The sequence below is a fragment of the Sphingomonas sp. GW821-FHT03E12 genome, from assembly GCF_059420685.1.
Window position 1 is genome coordinate 314,038 of the sequence record NZ_JBWKUF010000003.1, and the last position, 21,861, is coordinate 335,898.

Sequence of the window (21,861 nt, forward strand, 5' to 3'; positions counted from 1 at the left end):
GGCGTCGCTGCTAGGCGCCCCTTCATGTCCGTAGATACCGCAACCGTGAAGAAGGTCGCGAGCCTCGCGCGCATCGCGATCGACGATGCCGCCGCCGAGCGCCTCGTGCCCGAGCTCAACAACATCCTCGGCTGGATCGAGCAGCTGGGCGAGGTCGATACCTCGTCGGTCGAGCCGATGACCGCCGTAATCCCCAACACGCTGCGCCTGCGCGACGACGTCGTTACTGACGGCGGCATCCGTGAGGATGTGCTCGCCAATGCGCCGCTCGCCGAGCATGGCTTCTTCACCGTGCCGAAGGTGATCGAATAATGACTGATGTAACCACCCTCGGCGTCGCGGCGATCCGTGACGGCGTCCGTTCGGGCGATTTCTCCGCGGTCGAGGTCGCCGACGCTTTCGTCGCCAAGGTGAGCGCCGCCAAGCAGCTCAACGCCTTCATCGTCGAGACCCCCGATCACGCGATCGCCGCGGCCCGCGCTGCCGACGCCGCGCGCGCTGCGGGCGAGACGCTCAAGCCGCTCGCCGGCGTGCCGATCGGCATGAAGGACCTGTTCTGCACCAAGGGCGTGCAGACCACCGCCGCCAGCCACATGCTGGAGGGGTTCAAGCCGGTCTATGAATCGACCGTCTCGCAGAAATTGTGGGATGCGGGCGCGGGCATGCTCGGCAAGCTCAACCTCGACCAGTTCGCGATGGGCTCGTCGAACGAGACCAGCTATTTCGGCAACGTGATCTCGCCCTGGCGGCGCAAGGATGGCGGCAATGCCGCGCTCGCGCCGGGCGGTTCGTCGGGCGGTTCGTCCTCGGCGATCAGCGCGCGGCTCGTTCCCGCGGCGACCGGCACCGACACCGGCGGCTCGATCCGTCAGCCTGCGGCGTTCACCGGCATTTCGGGCATCAAGCCGACCTATGGCCGCTGCTCGCGTTGGGGTGTGGTCGCCTTCGCCAGCTCGCTCGATCAGGCCGGGCCGATGGCGCGCGACGTGCGCGACTGCGCAATCATGCTCGAAGCGATGGCCGGCTTCGACGCGAAGGACGCGACCTCGCTCGACATGGCCGTGCCCAATTGGGAAGCGGCGCTCTCGGCCGATCTGCGCGGCAAGAAGGTCGGCATCCCCAGGGAATATCGCGTCGACGGCATGCCCTCCGAGATCGAGGCGCTGTGGCAGCAGGGCATCGACTGGCTGAAGGATGCGGGCGCCGAGATCGTCGAGGTCTCGCTGCCGCACACCAAATACGCGCTCCCGGCCTATTACATCATCGCTCCGGCGGAAGCCTCGTCGAACCTCGCCCGCTATGACGGCGTGCGCTACGGCCAGCGCGACCTGCCCGATGGCGCAAACCTGCAGGAAATGTACGCCGCGACCCGCGCCGCGGGCTTCGGCCCGGAAGTGCAGCGCCGCATTCTGATCGGCACCTATGTGCTCTCGGCAGGCTTCTATGACGCCTATTACACGCAGGCGCAGAAGGTCCGCACGCTGATCGCGCAGGATTTCGAGAAGGCGTGGACGCAGTGCGACCTGCTGCTCACCCCGACGGCGCCCTCGGCGGCGTTTGCGCTGGGCGAGAAGCAGGCCGATCCGCTGGCGATGTATCTGAACGACGTCTTCACGGTTCCGGCCAGCCTCGCGGGCATCCCGGCGATGTCGGTCCCCGGCGGGCTCGACAAGGACGGGCTCCCGCTCGGCCTGCAGATCATCGGCAAGCCGTTCGACGAACAGGGCGTGCTCAATGCGTCGCTCGCGATCGAACAGCGCGCCGGGTTCACGGCACAGCCGGAGCAATGGTGGTAGGATGGAAGATGCGTGCATCGCGGCCATAGCCATCGTCGCTATGCCGCTCGCGATGTTCGCTGCGGATGTGTTCGGTCTCTGTGCGGGGCTGGGCTGGGGATACTACTCCAAAAGGCGCCGCGCTAAGCGCGCCGAACGGAAGTTGCAGGCAAATGACTGAATCAAGCTATCGCATCAAAGGCGCAACCGGTGAGTGGGAGGTCGTGATCGGCCTTGAGGTCCACGCCCAGGTCACGTCCAACGCCAAGCTCTTCTCGGGCGCCGCGACCGAGTTCGGCGCCGAGCCGAACACCCAGGTGTCGCTGATCGATGCGGCGATGCCCGGCATGCTCCCGGTCCCGAACCGCGAGTGCATCCGTCAGGCGGTGCGCACCGGCATGGCGATCGACGCCCAGATCAACAAATGGTCGCGGTTCGACCGCAAGAACTATTTCTACGCCGATCTGCCGCAGGGCTATCAGATCAGCCAGCTCTACCACCCGCTGGTGGGTGAGGGCGAGATCGAGATCGAGGTGGAAGGCGCCATCAAGACGATCGGCGTCGAGCGCATCCATGTCGAGCAGGACGCGGGCAAGCTGATGCACGACCAGCATCCGCGCCTCTCCTATGTCGACCTCAACCGTTCGGGCGTGGCGCTGATGGAGATCGTCTCCAAGCCCGATATGCGCTCGCCCGCGGAAGCAGGGGCGTATCTGTCGAAGCTGCGCTCGATCCTGCGCTATGTCGGCTCGTGCGACGGCAATATGGACCAGGGCTCGATGCGCGCCGACGTCAACGTCTCGGTGCGCAAGCCGGGTGAGGCCTTCGGTACCCGGACCGAGACCAAGAACGTCAACTCGGTCCGCTTCGTCATGCAGACGGTCGAGATCGAAGCGCTGCGCCAGATCGACGTGATCGAGAGCGGCGGCAAGATCGTCCAGGAAACCCGCCTGTTCGATCCGGACAAGGGCGAGACGCGGTCGATGCGCTCCAAGGAGGATGCGCACGACTATCGCTATTTCCCCGATCCCGACCTGCTCCCGCTCGAGCTCGACGACGCGTTTCTCGACGCCTGCCGTGCCTCGCTGCCCGAGCTGCCCGACGCCAAGCGCGCGCGTTACCTCGCGCTCGACATCACCCCGTATAATGCGGGCGTGCTGACCGCCGAGGTCGAATCGGCGCGTTACTTCGATGCGCTGCTCGACGCGGGCGCCAAGGGGCCGGCGGCGGCCAATTGGGTCACCTCGGAGCTGTTCGGCGCGCTCAACAAGCTCGGCAAGGATATCGAGCACAGCCCGGTCTCGCCCGCTCAGGCGGCTGAACTGCTCGGCCTGGTCGCAGACGGCACCCTCTCGGGCAGCCTCGCCAAGCAGGTGTTCGAGATCATGCTCGAAACCGGCGGCAGCCCGGCGGCGATCGTCGAGGAGCGCGGGCTCAAGCAGACCTCGGATACCGGCGCGATCGAGGCGATGATCGCCGACGTCCTCGCCAGGAATCCCGGCCAGCTCGAACAGTATCGCGGCGGCAAGGAAGCCTTGTTCGGCTTCTTCGTCGGCCAGACGATGAAGGCGATGGGCGGCAAGGCCAATCCGGGCGTGGTCAACGAGCTGCTCAAGAAGGCACTCGCCGGCTGAGCGGACGGAGAACGGGTCGATGAAGCGCAAGCCGTTGCTGTCCGTTGCTGTGCTCGGCCTGCTGATTGCGGGTCCGGCCAGCGCTCAGCGCGTCGCCGCTCCGCCGCCGGTCAGCGACGGCTATGACTGGGCGATCCGCATCGACGAGGAGAGCCGCGTGTCGAGTGCGATCCTCGCCTATGAGGTCGACGGCACCGACGATCAGCCGCTCAACTTCAGTTGCGAGCAGGGCGGCAACCGGATCTTCGCAAGCATTTCCGGCGGTGATCCCGCGCTGAAGGCGATCGTGCTGACATCGGGCCCGCAAACCCTGCGCCTCCCCGGCACGACCGAGGCGCTGGAAGACGAGCCCCCGCACTTCACCTCGCAGGAAGTTGCGGGGGGTTCGCCATTCATCCGTGCCTTCGCCGCCAATGGCTGGCTGCGCATGACCGCCGCGGGCACCACCACCGGCATGACCGGCACTGCGGCGGGCAAACAGGCGATCAAGCACTTCGTCGCCTTCTGCACGCGCTAGTTCGCGCGAACGCAACCCTCCGGTTTCCCGCTTGCGCGGCCCTGCACGCGCGATAGTCTTCACCTTGGGGCGGCCTCCCGGCGAATCGCGGGAAGCCTTTGAACAGGGGGAGGATTTCGATGCCATCGAGTGGATTGGCGCGTCGCGTCTGCGCCGTGCTTGTGGCCGTGTCGGCGATATTGCCGGGAACTGCGGCGGCTCGGGAGCCGGCGGCCGCAGGCCGGGCTCAGGAAGCGGACGACGCCGACAAATATAACTTCTTCAGCCAGCCCACCGCATCGCGCGAGCAGGTTCTGGCCGACTTTGAGGAATGTCGCGACCTAGCGAGCGGGGTGAAGCCTCCGCAGCCGGGCTATGTCTATGCGCCCGGTATCGCCGGTGCCGCCGCGGTCGGTCTGGTGCAAGGCTTCATGAAGGGCGCGCAGCGGCGGCACATGTTCGACGCGGCGCTGCGTAAGTGCATGAGCGTCAAGGGCTATGCCCGCTACCCGATGAGCAAGGAGCAGGCCAAGCTCACCTATGACGGTTCGTGGAAGGAGATGCGCGAGAAGCTCGCCGATCGCGCGCTCGCCTCGACCGACGGCATGACGAGGATGGAACCATGAAGACGCTCGTTCTTGCCGCTGCGCTCGCGGCTGCTCCTGCCGCACCGCCGCCCGCCACCGTGATGAAGACGGTGCCCGCCACGCTTGACCCTGCCAGCGGCTATATCCTGGTACGGATGGGCGAACGGGCGCCGGATCTGTGGAACGTGCTGCAGATCGCGCCTTATGATCCGGTCTTGCAGGACATTCGCGGCGAAGGGCGGGCCAAGGGCAATCCTGTTGCGAAGGGTGCGGATCGCACCGTGTCGATCGGCACCAAGCCGTTCGTGGCGGAGGGCGATCATGTTCGCACCTATCTCGTCGCGGTCACGCCCGGCCTCTATGTCATCCAGGGTGGGCCGACGACCTGCTTCTGCCTCGGCAGCTATCAGTTCGAAGTCGCTCCCGGCCGTATCACGGACATGGGCACGATCCATATCGGGCCGGAGAACGGCAGTTCCCCCTGGGCGGCACTCAAACCGCTGCGATCGAGCGCCGACATCGAGGAGCGCGCCTATACCGTGGCGGAGGCGATGCAGGTGCAGCCCTGGCGCGAGTCGATGAGCCTGCCGCAGGGCGTCAGCGGATTGGCGCGTGAGCCGGCGCGCTACACGGCGGCCGTGCGTTTCGGCAATCATGCCGGCCAGTTGCTGAACCGGGCGCTGCCGATCGAGGCCGGACAATGAGCATGATGTCTTTCGCCTCGGCAATGCTGCTGAAATCGCTGGTCCTCACCGTACCGCAGCAGGACGCCGCCTCGGCCTGTGCCCCTGGTGTCCACGCCGTCGCTGCCGATGATACGCTGATCGCGCTGCCGCTGGTCAAGGCGGATCGCCGCAAGGTAACCGGCATGCTGGGTGCCATGTTGCTGGGTCCGGTCGGCGGCAACAAGATGAAGGTCAAGACGGTCCTGCCCGGGATGAGCGCATCGACCCGGCTGGCTGCCGTGCGGCCCGCATTTCGTTTCTGCTTCGCCGCACCGGCCGCCACCGGCGGCGCATCGTCCGACTATGTCGGTGTTACGACGGGGATTTCGCCGCGTGACTATCAACTGGTCCGCTTTGAAGTGCATGAGAATCAGCGGCAACTGACGCTGGCTGCCGTCGGCGGCTTCTCCGGCCCTGAGGGCAAGGTTTCGCAATCCGCGATTCCGTTCACGAGCGAAGAGGTGGCGCCGGGCCAGTATCGGGTGACCCCGTCCCGCGACCTCGAGCCCGGGCAATATGGTTTCATAAGCGTCGTGGTTGCACCAGCCTCCGCCCGGAAGAAGGACGTATCGGAACAGGTGTATGAGTTCGCGGTAGCCGGTTAACCGCTGGAGAAGGCGGGGCGGCCGATTGCTTTCCATCATGCGTGGTTCACGCCACCGGCTGGACCGGCGTCGCGGGCGGATCGCCGTCGGGCTGTGGCGCCGGCACATCGATATCGGGCTGGGGCGGGTGGATCTCCGGCCCGCCCGGCACCGGCTGGCCGGGCTGCGGGGCAGGGGGCGCCTCTGGCGGGGGCACCGTTGGACGGATCGGCGGTTCGACGGGCATCGGGAAACTCCTTTTCCCTCGATCAACGCGCCGCGCCGCGCCGCGGTTCATCCTTGCCCGTCTCGCCTTGCAATGGTTCCGTCACGCCACGGACGTATCGCCGCTTGCCCCCGGCCCATCCCTTGCTATAGACGCGCCCGACCTGCGGTGTCCCTGAATGCGGGCGTGGCGGAACTGGTAGACGCGCTGGTTTTAGGTACCAGTATCGAAAGATGTGGGGGTTCGAGTCCCTTCGCCCGCACCAGTTTCCGCCCGGCGCACGTGGTGGACGCCGCGAAACCGATTCCACTTCCAGAGCAGGAAGCCTGAAAGAAATGCAGACTGTCGAGACGCTTAACGAGGGCCTGAAGCGCGCCTACACCCTGAAGATCACTGCGAAGGACATCGACTCGCGCGTCGATGCCGAAGTGAAGCGGGTGGCGCCCCAGATCCGCATGCCCGGCTTCCGTCCCGGCAAGGTTCCCACCAACCTCGTCCGCAAGATGCACGGCGAAGCGCTGACCCAGGACGCGCTCAACACGACGATCCAGGAAGGCGTTCAGCAGCTTCTGGCCGACCACAAGCTGCGTCCGGCGATGCAGCCTTCGGTCAGCCTCGAGGGCGATTTCGCGCCCGGCAAGGACGCCGAGGTCAAGGTCGAGCTCGAAGTGCTCCCTGACGTCCCGACCCCGTCGATCGAGGGCCTGAAGCTCGAGCGCCTGATCGTCCCGGCGGACGAGAGCGCGATCGACACGCAGATCGCGCAGATCGCCGGTCAGCAGAAGGCATGGGAAGACGCGCCCGCCAAGCACAAGGCGAAGCAGGGCGACCAGGTCACGATGGACTTCGTCGGCAAGGTCGACGGCGTCGCCTTCGACGGCGGCACCGGAGAAGCGATGTCGGTCGAGATCGGCACCGGCCGTCTGATCCCGGGCTTCGAGGACCAGCTCGTCGGCGTGAAGGCCGGCGACGAGAAGCAGATCGAAGTGACCTTCCCTGAGGATTATGGCGTCGACACGCTGGCCGGCAAGCCCGCGACCTTCGACCTCAAGATCACCGCGGTGAAGACCGCCGGCGAGACCAAGGTGGACGAGGATTTCGCGAAGAATCTCGGCCTCGAGAGCCTCGACCAGCTGCGCACTATCCTCAAGGGCCAGCTCGAGAACGAGACCGGCGGCCTGACCCGCACCTATATGAAGCGCAAGCTGCTCGACCAGCTCGCCGCGGGCCACGACTTCCCGGTCCCGCCGTCGATGGTCGAAGCCGAGTTCCAGCAGATCTGGGCTCAGCTCGAGCATGAGGCGAGCCACGAGGAAGATCCTGAGGCTGCCAAGAAGGAACTGGAAGCCGAGAAGGGTGACTATCAGGCGATCGCCGAGCGCCGCGTGCGCCTCGGCCTGCTCCTGTCGGAGATCGGCCAGGCGAACGGCGTCGAGGTGACCCAGGCGGAGATGAACCGCCTGATCGCGCAGGCAGCCCAGCAGTACCGCCCCGAGGACCAGCAGCGCTTCGTCCAGTACATCCAGCAGGAGCCGATGGCCGCTGCCCAGCTGCGCGCGCCGCTGTACGAGGACAAGGTCGTCGACTTCCTGTTCGAGAAGGCCGAAGTCACCGAGCGCGAAGTGACGCGCGAGGAACTGGAAGCCGCGATCGAGAGCGAGGAGGGCGCGGTCCCCCACGTCCACGGCCCGGGCTGCGGTCACGACCATGACCACGACCACAAGCCGGCGAAGAAGGCCAAGGCCAAGAAGGACGAGGCTCCTGCCGCTGAAGAGGTGAAGCCCGCCAAGAAGGCTGCCGCCAAGAAGGAAGCTGCGGCTGACGAAGCCGAGGCTCCTGCCAAGAAGGCGCCGGCCAAGAAGGCAGCCGCCAAGGCCGACGACGCGGCTGAGGAAGCCCCCAAGAAGAAGGCTCCGGCCAAGAAGAAGGCCGACTAACGCTTTCTTCCGCGCAAGCGACACAAGGACCCCGCCTCGCCACCCGGCGCGGCGGGGTTCTTCGTTTCAGGCGAGTGCCTCGGCGCCACACCACAAAGTGGTCGAATCGTTACGATTTCGGCCCTATGGCACGGCTATGGAATCCAAAGTCGCGGTCATCCTGCCCTGCTACAATGAAGAAGCCGCGATCGGGCAGACCGTCGCGGCCTTCCGCGCTGCGCTCCCGGGGGCGGCCATCTATGTCTATGACAACAATAGCCGCGACCGCACGGTCGAGGTGGCGCGCGAAGCTGGTGCGATCGTCCGCAGCGAGCGGATGCAGGGCAAGGGCAATGTCGTCCGCCGCATGTTCGCCGACGTCGATGCCGACATCTATGTGATGGCCGATGGCGACGCGACCTATGACGCCGCCGCCGCGCCCGCGATGATCGACAAGGTGCTGAACGACGGCCTCGACATGGTCGTCGGCACGCGCGTGCATGAGGCGACCGACGCCTATCGCCGCGGGCATGTGCTGGGCAATCGCGTGATGACCGGGCTGCTTGCGCGGCTGTTCGGGCGCAGCTTCACGGACATCTTCTCAGGTTACCGCGTCTTCTCGCGCCGCTTCGTGAAGAGCTTTCCCGTGCTCTCGGCGGGGTTCGAGATCGAGACCGAGATCAGCGTCCACGCGCTCGAGCTCAAGATGCCGGTTGGGGAGGCAGAGACGCGCTACCTCGCCCGGCCCGAGGGTTCGGCGTCGAAGCTCTCTACCTATCGCGACGGTTTCCGCATCGCACGCACGATCCTGACGCTCTACCGGATCGAGAAGCCGATGCTGTTCTTCGGCTGGGTTGCGGGGCTGCTCGGACTCCTCGCGCTGCTTCTCTCGGTGCCGCTGGCGATCACCTATGCGCAGACCGGCCTGGTGCCGCGCTTCCCGACCGCGATCCTTGCTACCGGTCTCGTCATCCTCTCGGCGCTCAGCCTGTTCGCGGGGCTGATCCTCGATACGGTGGTGCGCGGGCGGCGCGAGGTGCGGCGCCTCGCCTATCTGGCCCTGCCCGGACCGCTTCGCCCCGAATAGAAAATCCCCCTCCGCCGGGGGAATGGCGGAGGAGGAAGGCGGGGAAGAGACTTACGGATCCTAGAATCGGTAGGCGAGGAACAGCCCGCCCTGCAACTGGTCCGGCGATCCGTAGCGCTTCACCAGCGGCGCATCGGCGGCATCGCCCATCAGCCGCGAATAGCCGCCTACCGCGGTCACCATCCAGTTGCGGCCGAGCATGTAGCTGAGGCTCAGCCCTGCACCGACGTCCTTGAGCCCGCTTTCGGCGCGATAGACCGGCAGGCCGCTTCGCGCGGCCTGCACCGCGGTCACCCCGAAATAGGTACCCATATAGTCCTTGTCGGCCCAGCTCGCCTTGGCGCTGGCGGAGGCGATCAGCGTGTCGCTGAGGTTGAAGCGGACCCCCGCTTCGCCTTCGCCGACCAGGCCGTCATGACCGCCGGCGACGTCCTTGGCCAGCGACAGGCGGACCCAGGCCTGTTTGTATTCGAGCGCCACCGCGCCGCCCAGCTCGACCGCGGTGCCGACATCGCCAAGTCCGCTCAGGTCCGCATTGCGCTTGACCTTGCGGTCGCGGCGATAGCGCGCAAGGGGCCCCGCCTTGATGCTGAAGTCGTCGGATGCCTTGAGGCGGATCAGGTTCACCCCGATCTCCGGCCCGCGGATATAGGCGAGGTCGCGATACTCGACCGAGACGAAGGGGAAGGGCTGAACCTCATATTCGTCCGATCCTTCGAAATCGGGCGAGTAGATCGCGCCCGCGCCCAGCATCACCTGCCAGTCGCCGCCCTCGTCTTCGCGCGACTGCGCGCGCGCCTGCGATGCGATCAGGCAGATGGCGGGAACGATGAGAAGCGGCAGCGCGCTGCGCAGGCTGACGCGGCAATGGAATGCAAGCATGACGGGCATAGGGGATACTCCATGGGGAATGGGGTAGCGGCGCTATAGGCCGCGGTGCGGCCCACCCGATTTCAGCCCGGTTTCGGTTTGTTGCAGAATGTTACGGCTGCAGACTCGGGTCCGGCCGGACGCTATCTGACGGCCATGGCAAGGCAGGAAGGCGCCCATATCCTCGTCGTCGATGACGACCGGCAGATCCGCACGATGCTCGCTCGGTATCTCAGCGACAACGGCCTGCGCGTGACGGCGGCCGAAGACGGGCGGCAGATGACCGAGCTGATCGGCAAGTTCCGCTTCGATGTCGTCGTGCTCGACGTGATGATGCCGGGCGACGACGGTTTCACTCTATGCCAGCGGCTGCGCGCACGCAGCACGATCCCGATCATCCTGTTGACCGCAAGGGGCGACGATACCGACCGGGTGATCGGGCTCGAACTCGGTGCTGACGACTATGTCCCCAAGCCGTTCAACCCGCGCGAACTGCTTGCCCGTATCCGGGCGGCATTGCGCCGCGCCGCGATGATCCCGGCTGCACCGCTGGAGATCGCCGCCGACCGTTTCCGTTTCGCGGGCTGGACGCTCGATACGGCCAAGCGCACGCTGGTTTCGCCCGCGGGCTCGCTGGTCGAGCTGACCACGGGTGAGTTCGACCTGCTGGTCGCGCTGGTCCAGCATCCGCAACAGGTGCTCAGCCGCGATCAGCTGCTCGACTATGTGCATGGCCGCTCCAGCCTGAACATCGATCGCAGCATCGACGTTCAGGTCAGCCGCCTGCGACGCAAGATCGAGGCCGATCCGCACGCGCCCGAGTTGATCAAGACCGTGCGCAACGGTGGCTATTACTTCTCCGCCGCGGCGGACCCGCTGGGGCAGGCATGATCCCGCGGCTCCCCCGGCTCAAGCTTTCGATGCGGCTTGGCATTGCCATCGTGCTGGCGGTGGTGTCGTCATTCCTCCTCGATCAGGCATTGCGCATATTGATCCCGCCGCCGCCTTTTCTGATGGTCGAACGCGACTGGCTGGTCGGGGCAGTGGCCCGCGAGGCGAAGGCTCCAGTCGAGGCGGCGCGTGATGCCGAGGCCGCCGGCTTCCTCGAATACCGTATTTCGGTCGCGCCACCGTTCGAGCAGGGCGGCCGCGGTGCCGAGTTCGGCCGCGGCTTGCGCACTGCCATAGCGGCCGCGCTCGAACAGCCTGAAGGCGATGTACGCGTCTGGGCGGATACGTTCAGCGACAACGCCTGGGAGCGTTCTTCCGATACTGCGGTTGCGATTATCCCGAAGGTGCCGACCCTGCTGACGGCAGAGGAGTTGGCGAGCAACCGCAGCAGCGTGCTCGGCCGGCTCGAGATCGCTGTGCGGCGCGCCGATGGGCAATGGCTGGTCGTGACCGCGCGCCGGACGACGGACGCGCGCTGGCACCAGATGCGGATGGTGCTGACCTTTGCGGGCAATTTCCTGATCCTGATGATCTTCTCGATCTGGATGGCGCGCAGCATCGTCGCGCCGCTCACCCGCCTCGCCAATGCCGCCGAGCGGTTGGGGCGCGACCGCGAGCCGACGCTGATCGGCGACATGCGCCTGCCCGAATTCGCCGCGATCGCGGGCACCTTCAACGCGATGCAACTCCGCCTCAAGCGCTTCGTGGATGAGCGCATCCAGATGCTCGCTGCGATCTCGCACGATCTGCGTACCCCGCTCACCCGCCTTCGCCTGCTCGCCGAATATGTCGAGGACGAGGATCAGCGTGCCCAGCTGCGTTCGAACGTGGCCGAGATGGAGACGATGGTGACCGACGCGCTGGCCTTCATGCGCGAGGAGGCGAGCCAGGAGCCGATGGAGACCGTCGATCTCGCCGCGATGCTGATCAGCCTTGCGGACACGCATCACGACCTTGGCGACGATGTCCTCTACGAAGGGCCGGACCATCTCGACATACGTTGCCGTCCGGTGGCGATACGGCGCGCCTTCGCCAACCTCATCGCCAATGGCTGCAAATATGGCGAGGCGGTGCACATCGTGCTCGAAGCGGAGGAGGGCTGGGCCTCGATTGCCTTCCGTGACCGCGGCCCCGGCATCCCGCCCGAGGAGGCGGAGCGCGCCTTCGCCCCGTTCGTGCGGCTCGAAAGCTCGCGCGGGCGTGAGACCGGGGGAACCGGCCTTGGCCTCACCATCAGCCGCGACGCGGTGCGCAGCCATGGCGGCGAAATCGGGTTCGAGCATGGCGGTCGCGGCTTCACCGTTCGCGTGCGGCTTCCGCGTGAGCGGTGATCCGTTCACCGTCTTCCCCCCTTGCGCGGGGCTTGCCGAGCGCCGATGTAGTCCCCGGGCAAAAACAACACGCACGAGATTCCCGCACATGCATCCCCTTATCGGTCAGATGACCGCCGACCCCGTCACCGGTGCGCTGGTTCCCATCGTCATCGAACAGTCGAGCCGCGGCGAGCGCAGCTTCGACATCTTCTCGCGGCTGCTGCGTGAGCGGATCATCTTCGTGACCGGACCGGTCGAGGACCATATGGCCTCGCTGATCACCGCCCAGCTGCTCTTCCTCGAGTCCGAGAACCCGAAGAAGGACATCTGGATGTACATCAACTCGCCGGGCGGCGTGGTCACCGCCGGCATGGCGATCCACGACACCATGCAGTATATCCGTCCGCGCGTCGGCACGGTGTGCATCGGCCAGGCCGCGTCGATGGGCAGCTTCCTGCTCGCCGCGGGTGAGCCGGGCCTGCGCGTCGCGCTCACCAACGCTCGCATCATGGTCCACCAGCCTTCGGGCGGTGCGCAGGGCATGGCGTCGGATATCGAGATCCAGGCCAAGGAAATCCTGCGGATCAAGCGCCGGATGAACGACCTGTACGTCAAGTATACGGGTCAGTCGCTCGAGAAGATCGAAGCCGCGATGGACCGCGACACCTTCCTCGAGGCGGACGAGGCCAAGGCCTTCGGTCTGGTCGACGAAGTGTATGAAAAGCGTCCGCAGCCGGCGGAAGGCGAGGGCGGCAGCGCCGCCTGAGCGGAGACCGGGCGATCTACATCCCGCTTCCCCTGCTGATCCTTGGCGCGCTCGTCGTGCTGGCGGTGTTCTTCTGGGCGCTGCGACGGAGGGCAGGGGAGCGGAATGATCTGATCGCCCCGCCGCGTTTCGACCCGCCGCGTTTCGATTCGTCGCGACCGCTCCCTCCCGTACCCGCAGAGGCAAGCGCGAGGGCGATCGACGTGCCGGAGGAGTTGCGGCTCGAATTGTGGAAGCTGATCCACACCGGAAACCCGATCATGGCGATCAAGCTGGTGCGTGACCGCACGGGGGTTGGGCTTAAGGAAGCCCATGACTATATCGAGGCAATGCGGCAGTCCGATGTGACGCTTCGTTAGCGCTGCCGGATTTTTATTGTGGGTTTACCGGCGCGCGTTAGGATATGTGCCCGGAAAAGGAACGCGCCCCTTCTGGTGCGAAAGGTGATTGAATGACCAAATTGAGTGGCGGCGATTCGAAGAGCACGCTCTACTGCTCGTTCTGCGGCAAGTCGCAGCACGAGGTGCGCAAGCTCATCGCCGGACCGACCGTGTTCATCTGCGACGAGTGCGTGGAGCTCTGCAACGATATCATTCGTGAAGAGACCAAGTCGGCGCTGGTCAGCAAGAAGGACGGCGGTGTGCCCACGCCGCAGGAGATCTGCGACGTCCTGGACGATTATGTGATCGGCCAGAAGCAGGCGAAGCGCGTCCTCTCGGTGGCAGTGCACAACCACTATAAGCGTCTCAACCACGGCGCGAAGGGTGCCGAGGTCGAGCTGGCCAAGTCGAACATCCTGCTCGTCGGCCCGACCGGCTGTGGCAAGACGCTGCTGGCGCAGACGCTGGCGCGCATCCTCGACGTGCCCTTCACCATGGCCGATGCCACGACGCTCACCGAAGCCGGCTATGTCGGCGAGGACGTCGAGAACATCATCCTGAAGCTGCTCCAGGCCTCCGACTATAATGTCGAGCGGGCGCAGCGCGGCATTGTCTATATCGACGAGATCGACAAGATCAGCCGCAAGGCCGAAAATCCCTCGATCACGCGCGACGTGTCGGGTGAGGGCGTCCAGCAGGCACTGCTCAAGCTGATGGAAGGCACCACCGCCTCCGTCCCGCCGCAGGGCGGCCGCAAGCATCCGCAGCAGGAATTCCTCCAGGTCGACACGACCAACATCCTGTTCATCTGCGGCGGCGCCTTCTCGGGCCTCGAAAAGATCATCGGCGATCGCCTTCAGGGCAAGTCGATCGGCTTCGGCGCCTATGTCGCCGCGCCGGAAGAGCGCCGCACCGGCGAGGTGCTGCGCCAGACCGAGCCGGAGGATCTGCTCAAGTTCGGCCTGATCCCCGAATTCGTCGGCCGTCTGCCGGTCGTCGCGACGCTCGAGGACCTCGATATCGCGGCGTTGGTCAAGATCCTGACCGAGCCGAAGAATGCGCTGGTCAAGCAGTATCAGAAGCTGTTCGAGATGGAGAACGTCAAGCTCGGCTTCACCGATGACGCGCTGGTCTCGGTCTCCAAGAAGGCGATCGAGCGCAAGACCGGCGCCCGCGGCCTCCGTTCGATCCTCGAAGGCATTCTGCTCGACACCATGTTCGACCTGCCGTCGATGGACGGGGTGGACGAAGTGATGATCGACAAGGACGTGGTTGAGGGCCGCAAGGAACCGATCCGCGTCTATGCCGAGAAGAAGAAGGCCGGGGCCACGGGCGACGCCGCCTAGCCTCGAAGCGATAGAGAGCAGGCGCCCTTTCCAGGCGCCTGCTCGCTTTCTTTGATGTGTTAGCCCCGCCGATAATTCGGGCTCAACTCAGGCGCACACGGATATTGCCGGCCGTGTGGTACAGGGCACCGATGCCGACGCCCGCCGCGGCGGCGGCAGTATCGTCCGCCGCCTGAATCAGCGTCGGCACCAATTGACCGTCGGCCCGCAATTTCAGCAGGGATCCGATTCCGTCCCGGCACCATTCGAACTGGGTGCTCCCGTTGTCGGTCGAAATGTCGACCCCCATGCGCCACGCCGTGGCGGTCAGCGTATCTCCATAGACGATCTGCGCGTTTCGTTTGCTGGACGAAACGCGCCTGAGCACCAGCAGGTTGGGATCGGTAGAGGCGAGGACGGTGCTGGCGGCGCTCGCGTTGCCGCTGAACGCAGGTTCGCCTTCGATGAAGCGGTTCGCCCCGATACATATGTTCTCGCAGGTCTGGATGGGCGCGCCCCCGGGGTGCGAACTGTCGGTGACGAGGAGGCTGCCGCCTCCGTTGTCGTAGGTCGTATTTCCCGCGATCGTGCTGTTGCCGCTGTTGGCACCGGCGATGATCCCGTAGCCCCGCGCATTGACGACGATATTGCCCACGACGGTGCTTTGATATGCACCGAAGAGCTTGATCCCCATATCGATGGTTGTCGAGCCCAGGCCCGAGTTGATGATCGTGTTGGCAGTCGCTGCCGTTTGTGGTGCTAGCTCGATATTGAGGCCGCACTCATGCGTATCGATGACGGTGTTTCCGGTGATGACGGTGCCGATGACCAAACCATCGCCGACATCTCCGAAGGATCCCTCCAGATGCAACCCGTTATAGAGCCCGGTCTCCGACACCTGGTTGCCGATCAGGACGTTTCCGTAGCAATTGATCGCATTGGCATAATAGCCGCAGCCTTGAGCGGTGCGGCGGATCCGGTTGTTGCAAATGCTGTTCTCATTGCCATTCAGGACAAAGATACCGCCGTCGGAGAAGCCGTCGACCAGCATCTCCGAGAATGAGCAGTTATTGCAGAATTCAGCAAATATGCCGCCGCCATTGGTGAGGAAGATGGGCGGGTCGTATGTCTTGTCGCCTAGGATCGCGAAGTTCCGCAGGCGGATGCCCGAAAGCGGGAGCGCTTGTGTGCCGATAGCCAGGAACGCATTGGAGCGGCTGGTGTTCACGAGATGAATCACGGACTTATGCCCTGAGCCGTAGATCTCGACATTGCTGTGGAGCGCTAGCGCGCTGGTGATACGAAAGACGCCCGTCGGAATAAGGACAGCGCCGCCGCCCGCTGCGGCAGCCGCGTCGATGGCCGCCTGGATGGCTGCCGTCTGGTCTCCGCTGTCTCCCGCAACGGCTCCAAAGTCGGTGATCGACAGGGTTTCGCTGAGCTTGCTCTCAATCGTTCTTGTCGTAGCGCCCGCGTCGCCTCGATTATAGGTAACGGTGGTTTGGGGGAGGGCCATATCCTGTGTCTCCTGCTTGATTGCGTTCAGAACAAACAGGAAACATTCCGTGTAGGAAAGGGTTTTCTCGCCCTTGAGAGGAAGGCTGCCAAGGTGTCCGGCACGATCCATGCCTGCCAAACTCTTGCTCGCGCGAATCGCGAAATTGAGGAACGCGCGCTCCGGCAACGGGCGCGCCTTTTTCATGCCGGACTTACCCGAAACGGATGCGTCGCCCCTCATTCCGGTGACCGGAATGGGTAATGACCCGGAAATCCTCATATTTTTGCGGTCCGTTCCGGTTGAATTAACTCGGACTTTACCGCGCCCCCTGTCTGGACGGCTTGGATTCCAGCCGGGGCACCCATGTTCGATCTCTATTATTGCATCACTGGTGAGCATGACATCCGCCTGGTGATCCTGGCGGCGATCGTCTGCCTCGTCTCGACGGCATCGGCGGTGCTGCTGCTGCGCCAGGCGAAACTGTCGGGGCGGCAGGGGCGCACGCACTGGACGATCGTTGCGGGCGTCACGACCGGCCTTGGCATCTGGACCACCCATTTCGTCGCGATGCTCGGCTACGATCCAGGGATCGTCGTCGGCTACGACCTGATGCTGACCGCGCTTTCGCTGGTGATCGCGATGGCGTTGACCACCGCCGGCTTCTTCGTCGCGGTCCGCAATCGTAACCGTTTTCCGCGCGCGGCTGCGGCACTGATGATCGGCGGCGGCATCGCCGCGATGCATTATGCCGGCATGTCGGCGGTCGAGTTCCCCGGTACCTTCTCGTGGAACACCGGTTACGTGCTGTTGTCGCTGCTCTTCGCGATCCTGCCGGTCTATCCCGCGCTGCGGCTGGCGCTCGACGGTGGCAGCCTCGCGCGCGGTGCGGCCGCTGCGGGGCTGATGACGCTCGCGATCGTTCTGCTCCACTTCACCGGGATGACTGCGCTCAAGGTCGTGCCGATCCCGAGTGACGAACTCCACGGCGTGCTGCTGTCGTCGGGGACGATGTCGGTTTCACTGGCTGCGGGCGCGATCGGCATCCTGCTGCTCACCTGCGCTGCGGTGCTGGTGACCCGGCGGACGCAGGCTGCGTTGCGCCGGCAGCTCGACCTCGCGCTGTCGAACATGCATCAGGGGCTGTGCCTGTTCGACCGCAATGAGCGGCTGATCCTCCGCAATCAGCGGTTTCTCGATCTCTGGGGTCTGTCTCCGGACGATTGCATCCCCGGCCTCACTCTGCAGGAAGTCGCCTTCGCCGCGCTCGGCGGTCGCGCCGCGGTTCCGCCGGACGAGGACTGGTATGCACGGATGCACGGTGCGCTCTCGGCAAGCCTTGCCGGCCCCGAGGCCGCGCCGGTGATCGCGGAGATCGGTCCCAACCTCGTCCTGTCGATCGCCAGCCGCGCGTTGCCCGATGGCGGATGGGTGAGCACCTTCGACGACATCACCGAACGCCGCCGTTCGGAAGAGAAGATCGCCTTCCTCGCGATGCATGACAGCCTCACCGGCCTGCCCAACCGCGCGCGTTTCAACCTCTGGCTCGATTTCGAGATGGAGCGCGCCGAGCGTTGCGGTCTGCGCCTTGCCGTGATCGTCCTCGACCTCGACGGGTTCAAGGAAATCAACGACACCCACGGTCACGCCGCGGGCGACATGCTGCTCGCCGCGCTCGCCGCCCGGCTCAGTTCGGCGCTCGGCGAAGGCGAGGTGGTTGCGCGCCTCGGCGGGGACGAGTTCGCCGCGGCCAAGACCTTTCAGAGCGATGCCGAGCTCGAGGCGTTCATGACCCGGCTCGAAGCCTGCTTCGCCGATCCGTTCGCGGATGCCGAGACCAGCTTCCTCGTCGGCGCCAGCATCGGCGTCGCGACCTGGCCCGCCGACGCGGCGGATCGCGAGACGATCCTCAACAACGCCGATCTAGCCATGTATCGCGCCAAGGCGATGATCGGCTCGGCGACCTGCTATTATCAGCCGGGAATGGACGAGACCGCCCGCGCGCGGCGCCAGCTTGCCAACGACCTGCGTCAGGCGATCGATCGCGGCGAATTCTCGCTCGCCTATCAGCCGCAGCACTCGCTGCGCGATGGAGAGCTCAGCGGCTATGAGGCGCTGCTGCGCTGGAACCATTCGACGCGCGGCTGGATCTCGCCCACTGAATTCATCCCGGTGGCCGAGGAGACCGGTGAGATCTTCCGCATCGGCGAATGGGTTCTGCGCCAGGCTTGCGCCGAAGCCGGCCGCTGGCCAGGCGCTACCAAGATCGCGGTCAACCTGTCCCCGGTACAGCTCATGCAGCCCGATCTGGCAGAGCGGGTTACCGAGATCCTGCTGGAGACCGGCCTTTCGCCGTCACGCCTTGAGCTCGAGATCACCGAATCTGCGATCATCAGCGACAAGCTCCGCGCGCTTCAGGTGCTGCGCCGGATCAAGGCGCTGGGCATCAGCATCGCCATGGACGATTTCGGCACCGGCTATTCCTCGCTCGACACGCTCCATTCCTTCCCGTTCGACAAGATCAAGATCGACAAGTCGTTCGTGCTCGGATCGGGGGAGAGCCCGCAGGCACGGGCGATCATCCGCGCGGTGCTGGCGCTGGGGCAGAGCCTCAACGTGCCGGTGCTGGCCGAGGGGGTCGAATCCGCCGCCCAGCTCAAGATGCTCGAAAGCGAAGGGTGCGACGAGGTCCAGGGATTCTTCCTTGGCGCTCCTGCCGAAGCACCCAGCCAGTCGGTGTCGCGCGCCGCCTGACGCCGGCCGTTTCGGAATTGCTGTGCAGAATCATTGCGGAGCGGCATAGAGAGGCGTGATCCGCCATCGCGGTCCAGACACAGGGGATTTCATGCCGTCAGGTCTTGCCGCGCTTCTCGACGATGTCGCTGCCATCACCAAGCTCGCCGCTGCCTCGCTCGATGATGTCGGCGCCGCGGCGGGGAAGGCGGGCAGCAAGGCGATGGGCGTGGTGGTCGATGACGCCGCGGTCACCCCGCGCTACGTCACCGGCCTTTCGCCCGACCGCGAGCTTCCGATCATCTGGAAGATCGCGATGGGGTCGCTCCGCAACAAGCTGCTTCTGCTGCTCCCGGGCGCGCTGCTGCTCAGCTGGCTCGTGCCTTGGGCGATCACGCCTCTGCTGATGATCGGCGGCGCCTTTCTGTGCTTCGAGGGTGCGGAAAAGGTGATCGAGGCGTTCGGCGCCGGCGATCACGGCGCCGAGGACGAGGCGATCGGCGATCCCGCGCATCTTGAGGCAAGCAAGGTCTCCGGCGCGATCCGCACCGACCTTATCCTCTCGGCGGAGATCATGGCGATCGCACTGGCGGATGTGGCGGACAAGCCGCTCTGGGAACGCGGGGTGGTGCTCGCCATTGTCGGCATCGGCATTACCGCACTCGTCTACGGCGTCGTCGGGCTGATCGTGAAGATGGACGATTTCGGGCTTCACCTTGCCCGCCGCCCGGCTCAGCTCGCCCAGGCGATCGGGCGCGGGCTGGTCAAGGGCATGCCCGTGGTGATGCGGGCGCTCTCGATCATCGGCACTGCGGCGATGATCTGGGTCGGCGGCGGCATCCTCGTCCATGGCGCAGCTCAGCTCGGTTGGCATGCGCCCGAGGAGGTGATCCACCACGCGGCCGAAGCCGTGTCGCATAACGGCGTCATCAACTGGGTCGTCACCGCGACCGGCTCGGGCATCGTCGGCCTGGTCATCGGCGCGGTGATCGCGCTCGTCATCGGGAAGCTGTTTCATGGAAAGGCCGACGCCCATTGAAGTCCGCGACGCCGCGCCGGCCGATGCGCCGTGCGTGGTCGCCACGCTGACCAGGGCGTTCGCGGAGGACCCGGTGTTCGGCTGGGTGTTCCCCGATCCGGCTGTCCGTGCGCGGCGCGGCCCGAAGGTCTTCGACATGTTCTTCGCGCAGAACGCGGCGCCCAATATGCGCCTGGTCACCGGGGACTGCACTGCCGCTACCCTTTGGCACGCGCCGAACCCTCCCGATGAAGGCGGCCTTCGCGAGGCATGGCATCTGTGGCGCGTGGCCGGCAGCGCCTTCTTCCGCTTCAAGCGTATCAGCGAAGCGGTCGAGGCGCATTTCCCGCCGCAGCCCTTCTGGTACCTCCACATCGCCGGCGCCGACCCGGCGCATCAGGGCAAGGGGCTTGGGCGGGCGGTCGTGCAGGCGGGACTCGATCGCATCGGAAATGCGCCCGCCTATCTTGAGACCGCCAAGCGGGAGAATCTCGGCTTCTATGAGAGTCTCGGCTTCCATGTCCGTGAGGAATGGGATGTCCCTGGCGGCGGGCCGCATTTCTGGTCGATGCTCCGTCCGTCGCGTTGAGCGTTAATTGGTCTGGACAAATAGTCCGAATCGAGTCTAGCCTGCATCCCGGCTGAGAGGTCGCGTTCATGCGACTCCGGCCGGAGAGGAGAGGCTTATGGGCGTCGAGGCATCCGCACTCCCGCCGTCGGTCCAGCCCTATGCGGGGCGCATCACCGACGTCGATTCGCATGAACAAGTCCCGGCTCAGCTGTGGGCTGAGACCTTCGGAGAGGCGATGCGCCCCTTCGCCGAGGTCAAGCTCGCCCAGCCGCACGCCAACGGCAATCATCCCAATGTCGAGGGCTATGCCGGCGATACGATCGCGCTGACTCGCGAAAATGTCTGGACGAACAAGGGGTGTATCGCCCCCGGCGCGGTCGATGTCCGCCGCCGGCTCGAGGTGATGGACCTGATGCAGATTCGCCGCCAGCTCATGTTCCCGACCGCGGCCGGGATCTATGGCATGCTCGTCTACACCGCGCCCGAGGGCAGCGGCATGTGGCGGGTGTTCGGCGACGCCAGCCGGGACATGGGCCGCCGCATGATGGCCGCGGGCAATGAATGGATGGTGGCGCAGGCGCGCATCTCCGACCGCGTCCGCCCCGTGGCCAACCTTTATGGCGAGACGGTGGAGGAACTCACCGCCAATGCCCGGGCGCTGATCGGGCAGGGCATCCGCGCCCTGATGATCTCCGCCTCGCTTCCGCCCGGCGGCGTGTCGCCTGCGGACAATGCGCTCGATCCCTTCTACGCGATGCTCGCGGAGGCGAAGGTCGCGCTGACCATGCATGTCGGCGGGGAGGCGATGCTGTTCCGCTCAACCGTGTGGACCGACGCACAGGCGTTCGACGGGTTCAAGGTCAATGAGGAGATGAGCGGCGATCCGCTTCGTCTGTCGACCATGCACCTCGCCGCGCAGAATTTCGTCTCCGCGCTTGTGCTGGGCGGGGTGTTCGAACGGCATCCGGAACTGCGCGTGGGCGTCGTCGAATATGGCGCGCACTTCATCGGCCCGCTCGCGCCGATGCTCGACATGTGGAACGACATGGCGCGCCGCAACGAAGTGCTGGTCGCGGGGCAGCAGGCCAGCGAACTCTCGATGAAGCCCTCCGACTATATCCGCCGCAACGTCCGCGTCGCGCCGTTCGATTTCGAACCGGTGGGCGAGTATATCGAGAAGCACGGCCTGTCCGAGGTCTATTGCTTCGCGTCCGACTATCCGCATGTCGAGGGCGGCAAGGCGCCCATCCACCGCCTTGCCGAGAATCTCCGCGCCCATGGCCATGGCGACGCGGTGTTCGAACGCTTCTTCGTCACCAATGGCGAATGGCTGCTGCCCGACTGAGTTCCGTGCCTCGCCCGGCGGGCAGGTCTCGCCGGGCGCCTTTTCATCGATCCGAGGAGATATT

At 65.5% G+C, this 21,861-nt stretch carries 21 protein-coding genes and 1 tRNA gene; 19 read left to right on the top strand and 3 right to left on the bottom strand.

The window, feature by feature from the left end; translation table 11 throughout:
- Nucleotides 1-24: 24 nt before the first annotated feature.
- The 7 genes from gatC to AC07TU_RS11130 all read left to right on the top strand — a co-directional run bounded on the left by gatC (nucleotide 25) and on the right by AC07TU_RS11130 (nucleotide 5,822).
- Nucleotides 25-312 carry an Asp-tRNA(Asn)/Glu-tRNA(Gln) amidotransferase subunit GatC gene (gatC, locus tag AC07TU_RS11100; protein WP_495187967.1) on the top strand — a complete coding sequence of 96 codons (288 nt, stop codon included), beginning with the start codon at nucleotides 25-27 and terminating at the stop codon, nucleotides 310-312.
- A complete protein-coding gene (gatA, locus tag AC07TU_RS11105) occupies nucleotides 312-1,796 on the top strand; it encodes an Asp-tRNA(Asn)/Glu-tRNA(Gln) amidotransferase subunit GatA (protein ID WP_495187968.1) in 1,485 nt (494 codons plus the stop codon). Before gatC ends, gatA begins: the two co-directional genes overlap by 1 nt.
- Nucleotides 1,797-1,948: 152 nt before the next feature.
- A complete protein-coding gene (gatB, locus tag AC07TU_RS11110) occupies nucleotides 1,949-3,409 on the top strand; it encodes an Asp-tRNA(Asn)/Glu-tRNA(Gln) amidotransferase subunit GatB (protein ID WP_495187969.1) in 1,461 nt (486 codons plus the stop codon).
- 19 nt (nucleotides 3,410-3,428) lie between these two features.
- Complete coding sequence (locus AC07TU_RS11115) at nucleotides 3,429-3,926, top strand: hypothetical protein (protein WP_495187970.1); 498 nt, start codon at nucleotides 3,429-3,431, stop codon at nucleotides 3,924-3,926.
- Nucleotides 3,927-4,060: 134 nt separating this feature from the next.
- The gene (locus AC07TU_RS11120) at nucleotides 4,061-4,531 is read left to right on the top strand and encodes a hypothetical protein (RefSeq protein ID WP_495187971.1); all 471 of its coding nucleotides are present in this window, start codon (nucleotides 4,061-4,063) and stop codon (nucleotides 4,529-4,531) included.
- Complete coding sequence (locus AC07TU_RS11125; RefSeq protein ID WP_495187972.1) at nucleotides 4,528-5,196, top strand: hypothetical protein; 669 nt, start codon at nucleotides 4,528-4,530, stop codon at nucleotides 5,194-5,196. The genes AC07TU_RS11120 and AC07TU_RS11125 overlap by 4 nt, the downstream gene beginning before the upstream one ends.
- A 2-nt stretch (nucleotides 5,197-5,198) precedes the next feature.
- Nucleotides 5,199-5,822: a hypothetical protein gene (locus AC07TU_RS11130; RefSeq protein ID WP_495187973.1), complete on the top strand. Its 624-nt coding sequence runs from the start codon at nucleotides 5,199-5,201 to the stop codon at nucleotides 5,820-5,822.
- Between the two features lie 46 nt (nucleotides 5,823-5,868).
- On the opposite strand, the gene AC07TU_RS11135 is transcribed toward AC07TU_RS11130, so the two are convergent.
- Nucleotides 5,869-6,048, bottom strand: a complete 180-nt coding sequence (locus tag AC07TU_RS11135) for a hypothetical protein (protein WP_495187974.1) — start codon at nucleotides 6,046-6,048, stop codon at nucleotides 5,869-5,871.
- 159 nt (nucleotides 6,049-6,207) lie between these two features.
- On the opposite strand from AC07TU_RS11135, the gene AC07TU_RS11140 reads away from it, so the two are divergent.
- The 3 genes from AC07TU_RS11140 (at nucleotide 6,208) to AC07TU_RS11150 (ending at nucleotide 9,030) form a co-directional block, all read left to right on the top strand.
- Nucleotides 6,208-6,292: transfer RNA gene (locus AC07TU_RS11140), tRNA-Leu, on the top strand.
- A 70-nt stretch (nucleotides 6,293-6,362) separates the two neighbouring features.
- On the top strand, nucleotides 6,363-7,964 hold the full coding sequence (gene tig / locus AC07TU_RS11145) for a trigger factor (RefSeq protein ID WP_495187975.1): 1,602 nt from the start codon (nucleotides 6,363-6,365) through the stop codon (nucleotides 7,962-7,964).
- 136 nt (nucleotides 7,965-8,100) lie between these two features.
- On the top strand, nucleotides 8,101-9,030 hold the full coding sequence (locus AC07TU_RS11150; protein WP_495187976.1) for a glycosyltransferase family 2 protein: 930 nt from the start codon (nucleotides 8,101-8,103) through the stop codon (nucleotides 9,028-9,030).
- 60 nt (nucleotides 9,031-9,090) lie between these two features.
- Here AC07TU_RS11150 and AC07TU_RS11155 read toward each other — a convergent pair whose 3' ends face one another.
- Nucleotides 9,091-9,921, bottom strand: coding sequence for a MipA/OmpV family protein (locus tag AC07TU_RS11155; protein ID WP_495187977.1), 831 nt, complete (start codon nucleotides 9,919-9,921; stop codon nucleotides 9,091-9,093).
- Between the two features lie 135 nt (nucleotides 9,922-10,056).
- Here AC07TU_RS11155 and AC07TU_RS11160 point away from each other — a divergent pair, with 135 nt between their 5' ends.
- From AC07TU_RS11160 to clpX, 5 genes are all read left to right on the top strand, one after another.
- On the top strand, nucleotides 10,057-10,791 hold the full coding sequence (locus tag AC07TU_RS11160; protein WP_495187978.1) for a response regulator: 735 nt from the start codon (nucleotides 10,057-10,059) through the stop codon (nucleotides 10,789-10,791).
- Entirely contained in the window at nucleotides 10,788-12,182 is a 1,395-nt protein-coding gene (locus AC07TU_RS11165; protein WP_495187979.1) for a sensor histidine kinase, read from the top strand. The genes AC07TU_RS11160 and AC07TU_RS11165 overlap by 4 nt, the downstream gene beginning before the upstream one ends.
- 109 nt (nucleotides 12,183-12,291) lie before the next feature.
- Entirely contained in the window at nucleotides 12,292-12,930 is a 639-nt protein-coding gene (locus tag AC07TU_RS11170) for an ATP-dependent Clp protease proteolytic subunit (protein WP_495187980.1), read from the top strand.
- Nucleotides 12,931-13,133: 203 nt separating this feature from the next.
- The gene (locus AC07TU_RS11175; RefSeq protein WP_495187981.1) at nucleotides 13,134-13,289 is read left to right on the top strand and encodes a hypothetical protein; all 156 of its coding nucleotides are present in this window, start codon (nucleotides 13,134-13,136) and stop codon (nucleotides 13,287-13,289) included.
- A 92-nt stretch (nucleotides 13,290-13,381) separates the two neighbouring features.
- On the top strand, nucleotides 13,382-14,656 hold the full coding sequence (clpX, locus tag AC07TU_RS11180; protein WP_495187982.1) for an ATP-dependent Clp protease ATP-binding subunit ClpX: 1,275 nt from the start codon (nucleotides 13,382-13,384) through the stop codon (nucleotides 14,654-14,656).
- A gap of 82 nt (nucleotides 14,657-14,738) precedes the next feature.
- On the opposite strand, the gene AC07TU_RS11185 is transcribed toward clpX, so the two are convergent.
- Entirely contained in the window at nucleotides 14,739-16,337 is a 1,599-nt protein-coding gene (locus tag AC07TU_RS11185; protein WP_495187983.1) for a glycosyl hydrolase family 28-related protein, read from the bottom strand.
- 159 nt (nucleotides 16,338-16,496) lie between these two features.
- On the opposite strand from AC07TU_RS11185, the gene AC07TU_RS11190 reads away from it, so the two are divergent.
- The 4 genes from AC07TU_RS11190 to AC07TU_RS11205 all read left to right on the top strand — a co-directional run bounded on the left by AC07TU_RS11190 (nucleotide 16,497) and on the right by AC07TU_RS11205 (nucleotide 21,797).
- Nucleotides 16,497-18,884: a putative bifunctional diguanylate cyclase/phosphodiesterase gene (locus AC07TU_RS11190; protein ID WP_495187984.1), complete on the top strand. Its 2,388-nt coding sequence runs from the start codon at nucleotides 16,497-16,499 to the stop codon at nucleotides 18,882-18,884.
- 91 nt (nucleotides 18,885-18,975) lie between these two features.
- Nucleotides 18,976-19,902, top strand: coding sequence for a DUF808 domain-containing protein (locus AC07TU_RS11195; RefSeq protein ID WP_495187985.1), 927 nt, complete (start codon nucleotides 18,976-18,978; stop codon nucleotides 19,900-19,902).
- Nucleotides 19,880-20,470, top strand: a complete 591-nt coding sequence (locus tag AC07TU_RS11200; protein ID WP_495187986.1) for a GNAT family N-acetyltransferase — start codon at nucleotides 19,880-19,882, stop codon at nucleotides 20,468-20,470. The genes AC07TU_RS11195 and AC07TU_RS11200 overlap by 23 nt, the downstream gene beginning before the upstream one ends.
- A gap of 97 nt (nucleotides 20,471-20,567) precedes the next feature.
- Nucleotides 20,568-21,797 (top strand): amidohydrolase family protein, encoded by a 1,230-nt coding sequence (locus tag AC07TU_RS11205; protein ID WP_495187987.1) that lies wholly within the window; start codon nucleotides 20,568-20,570, stop codon nucleotides 21,795-21,797.
- Nucleotides 21,798-21,861 lie beyond the last annotated feature (64 nt).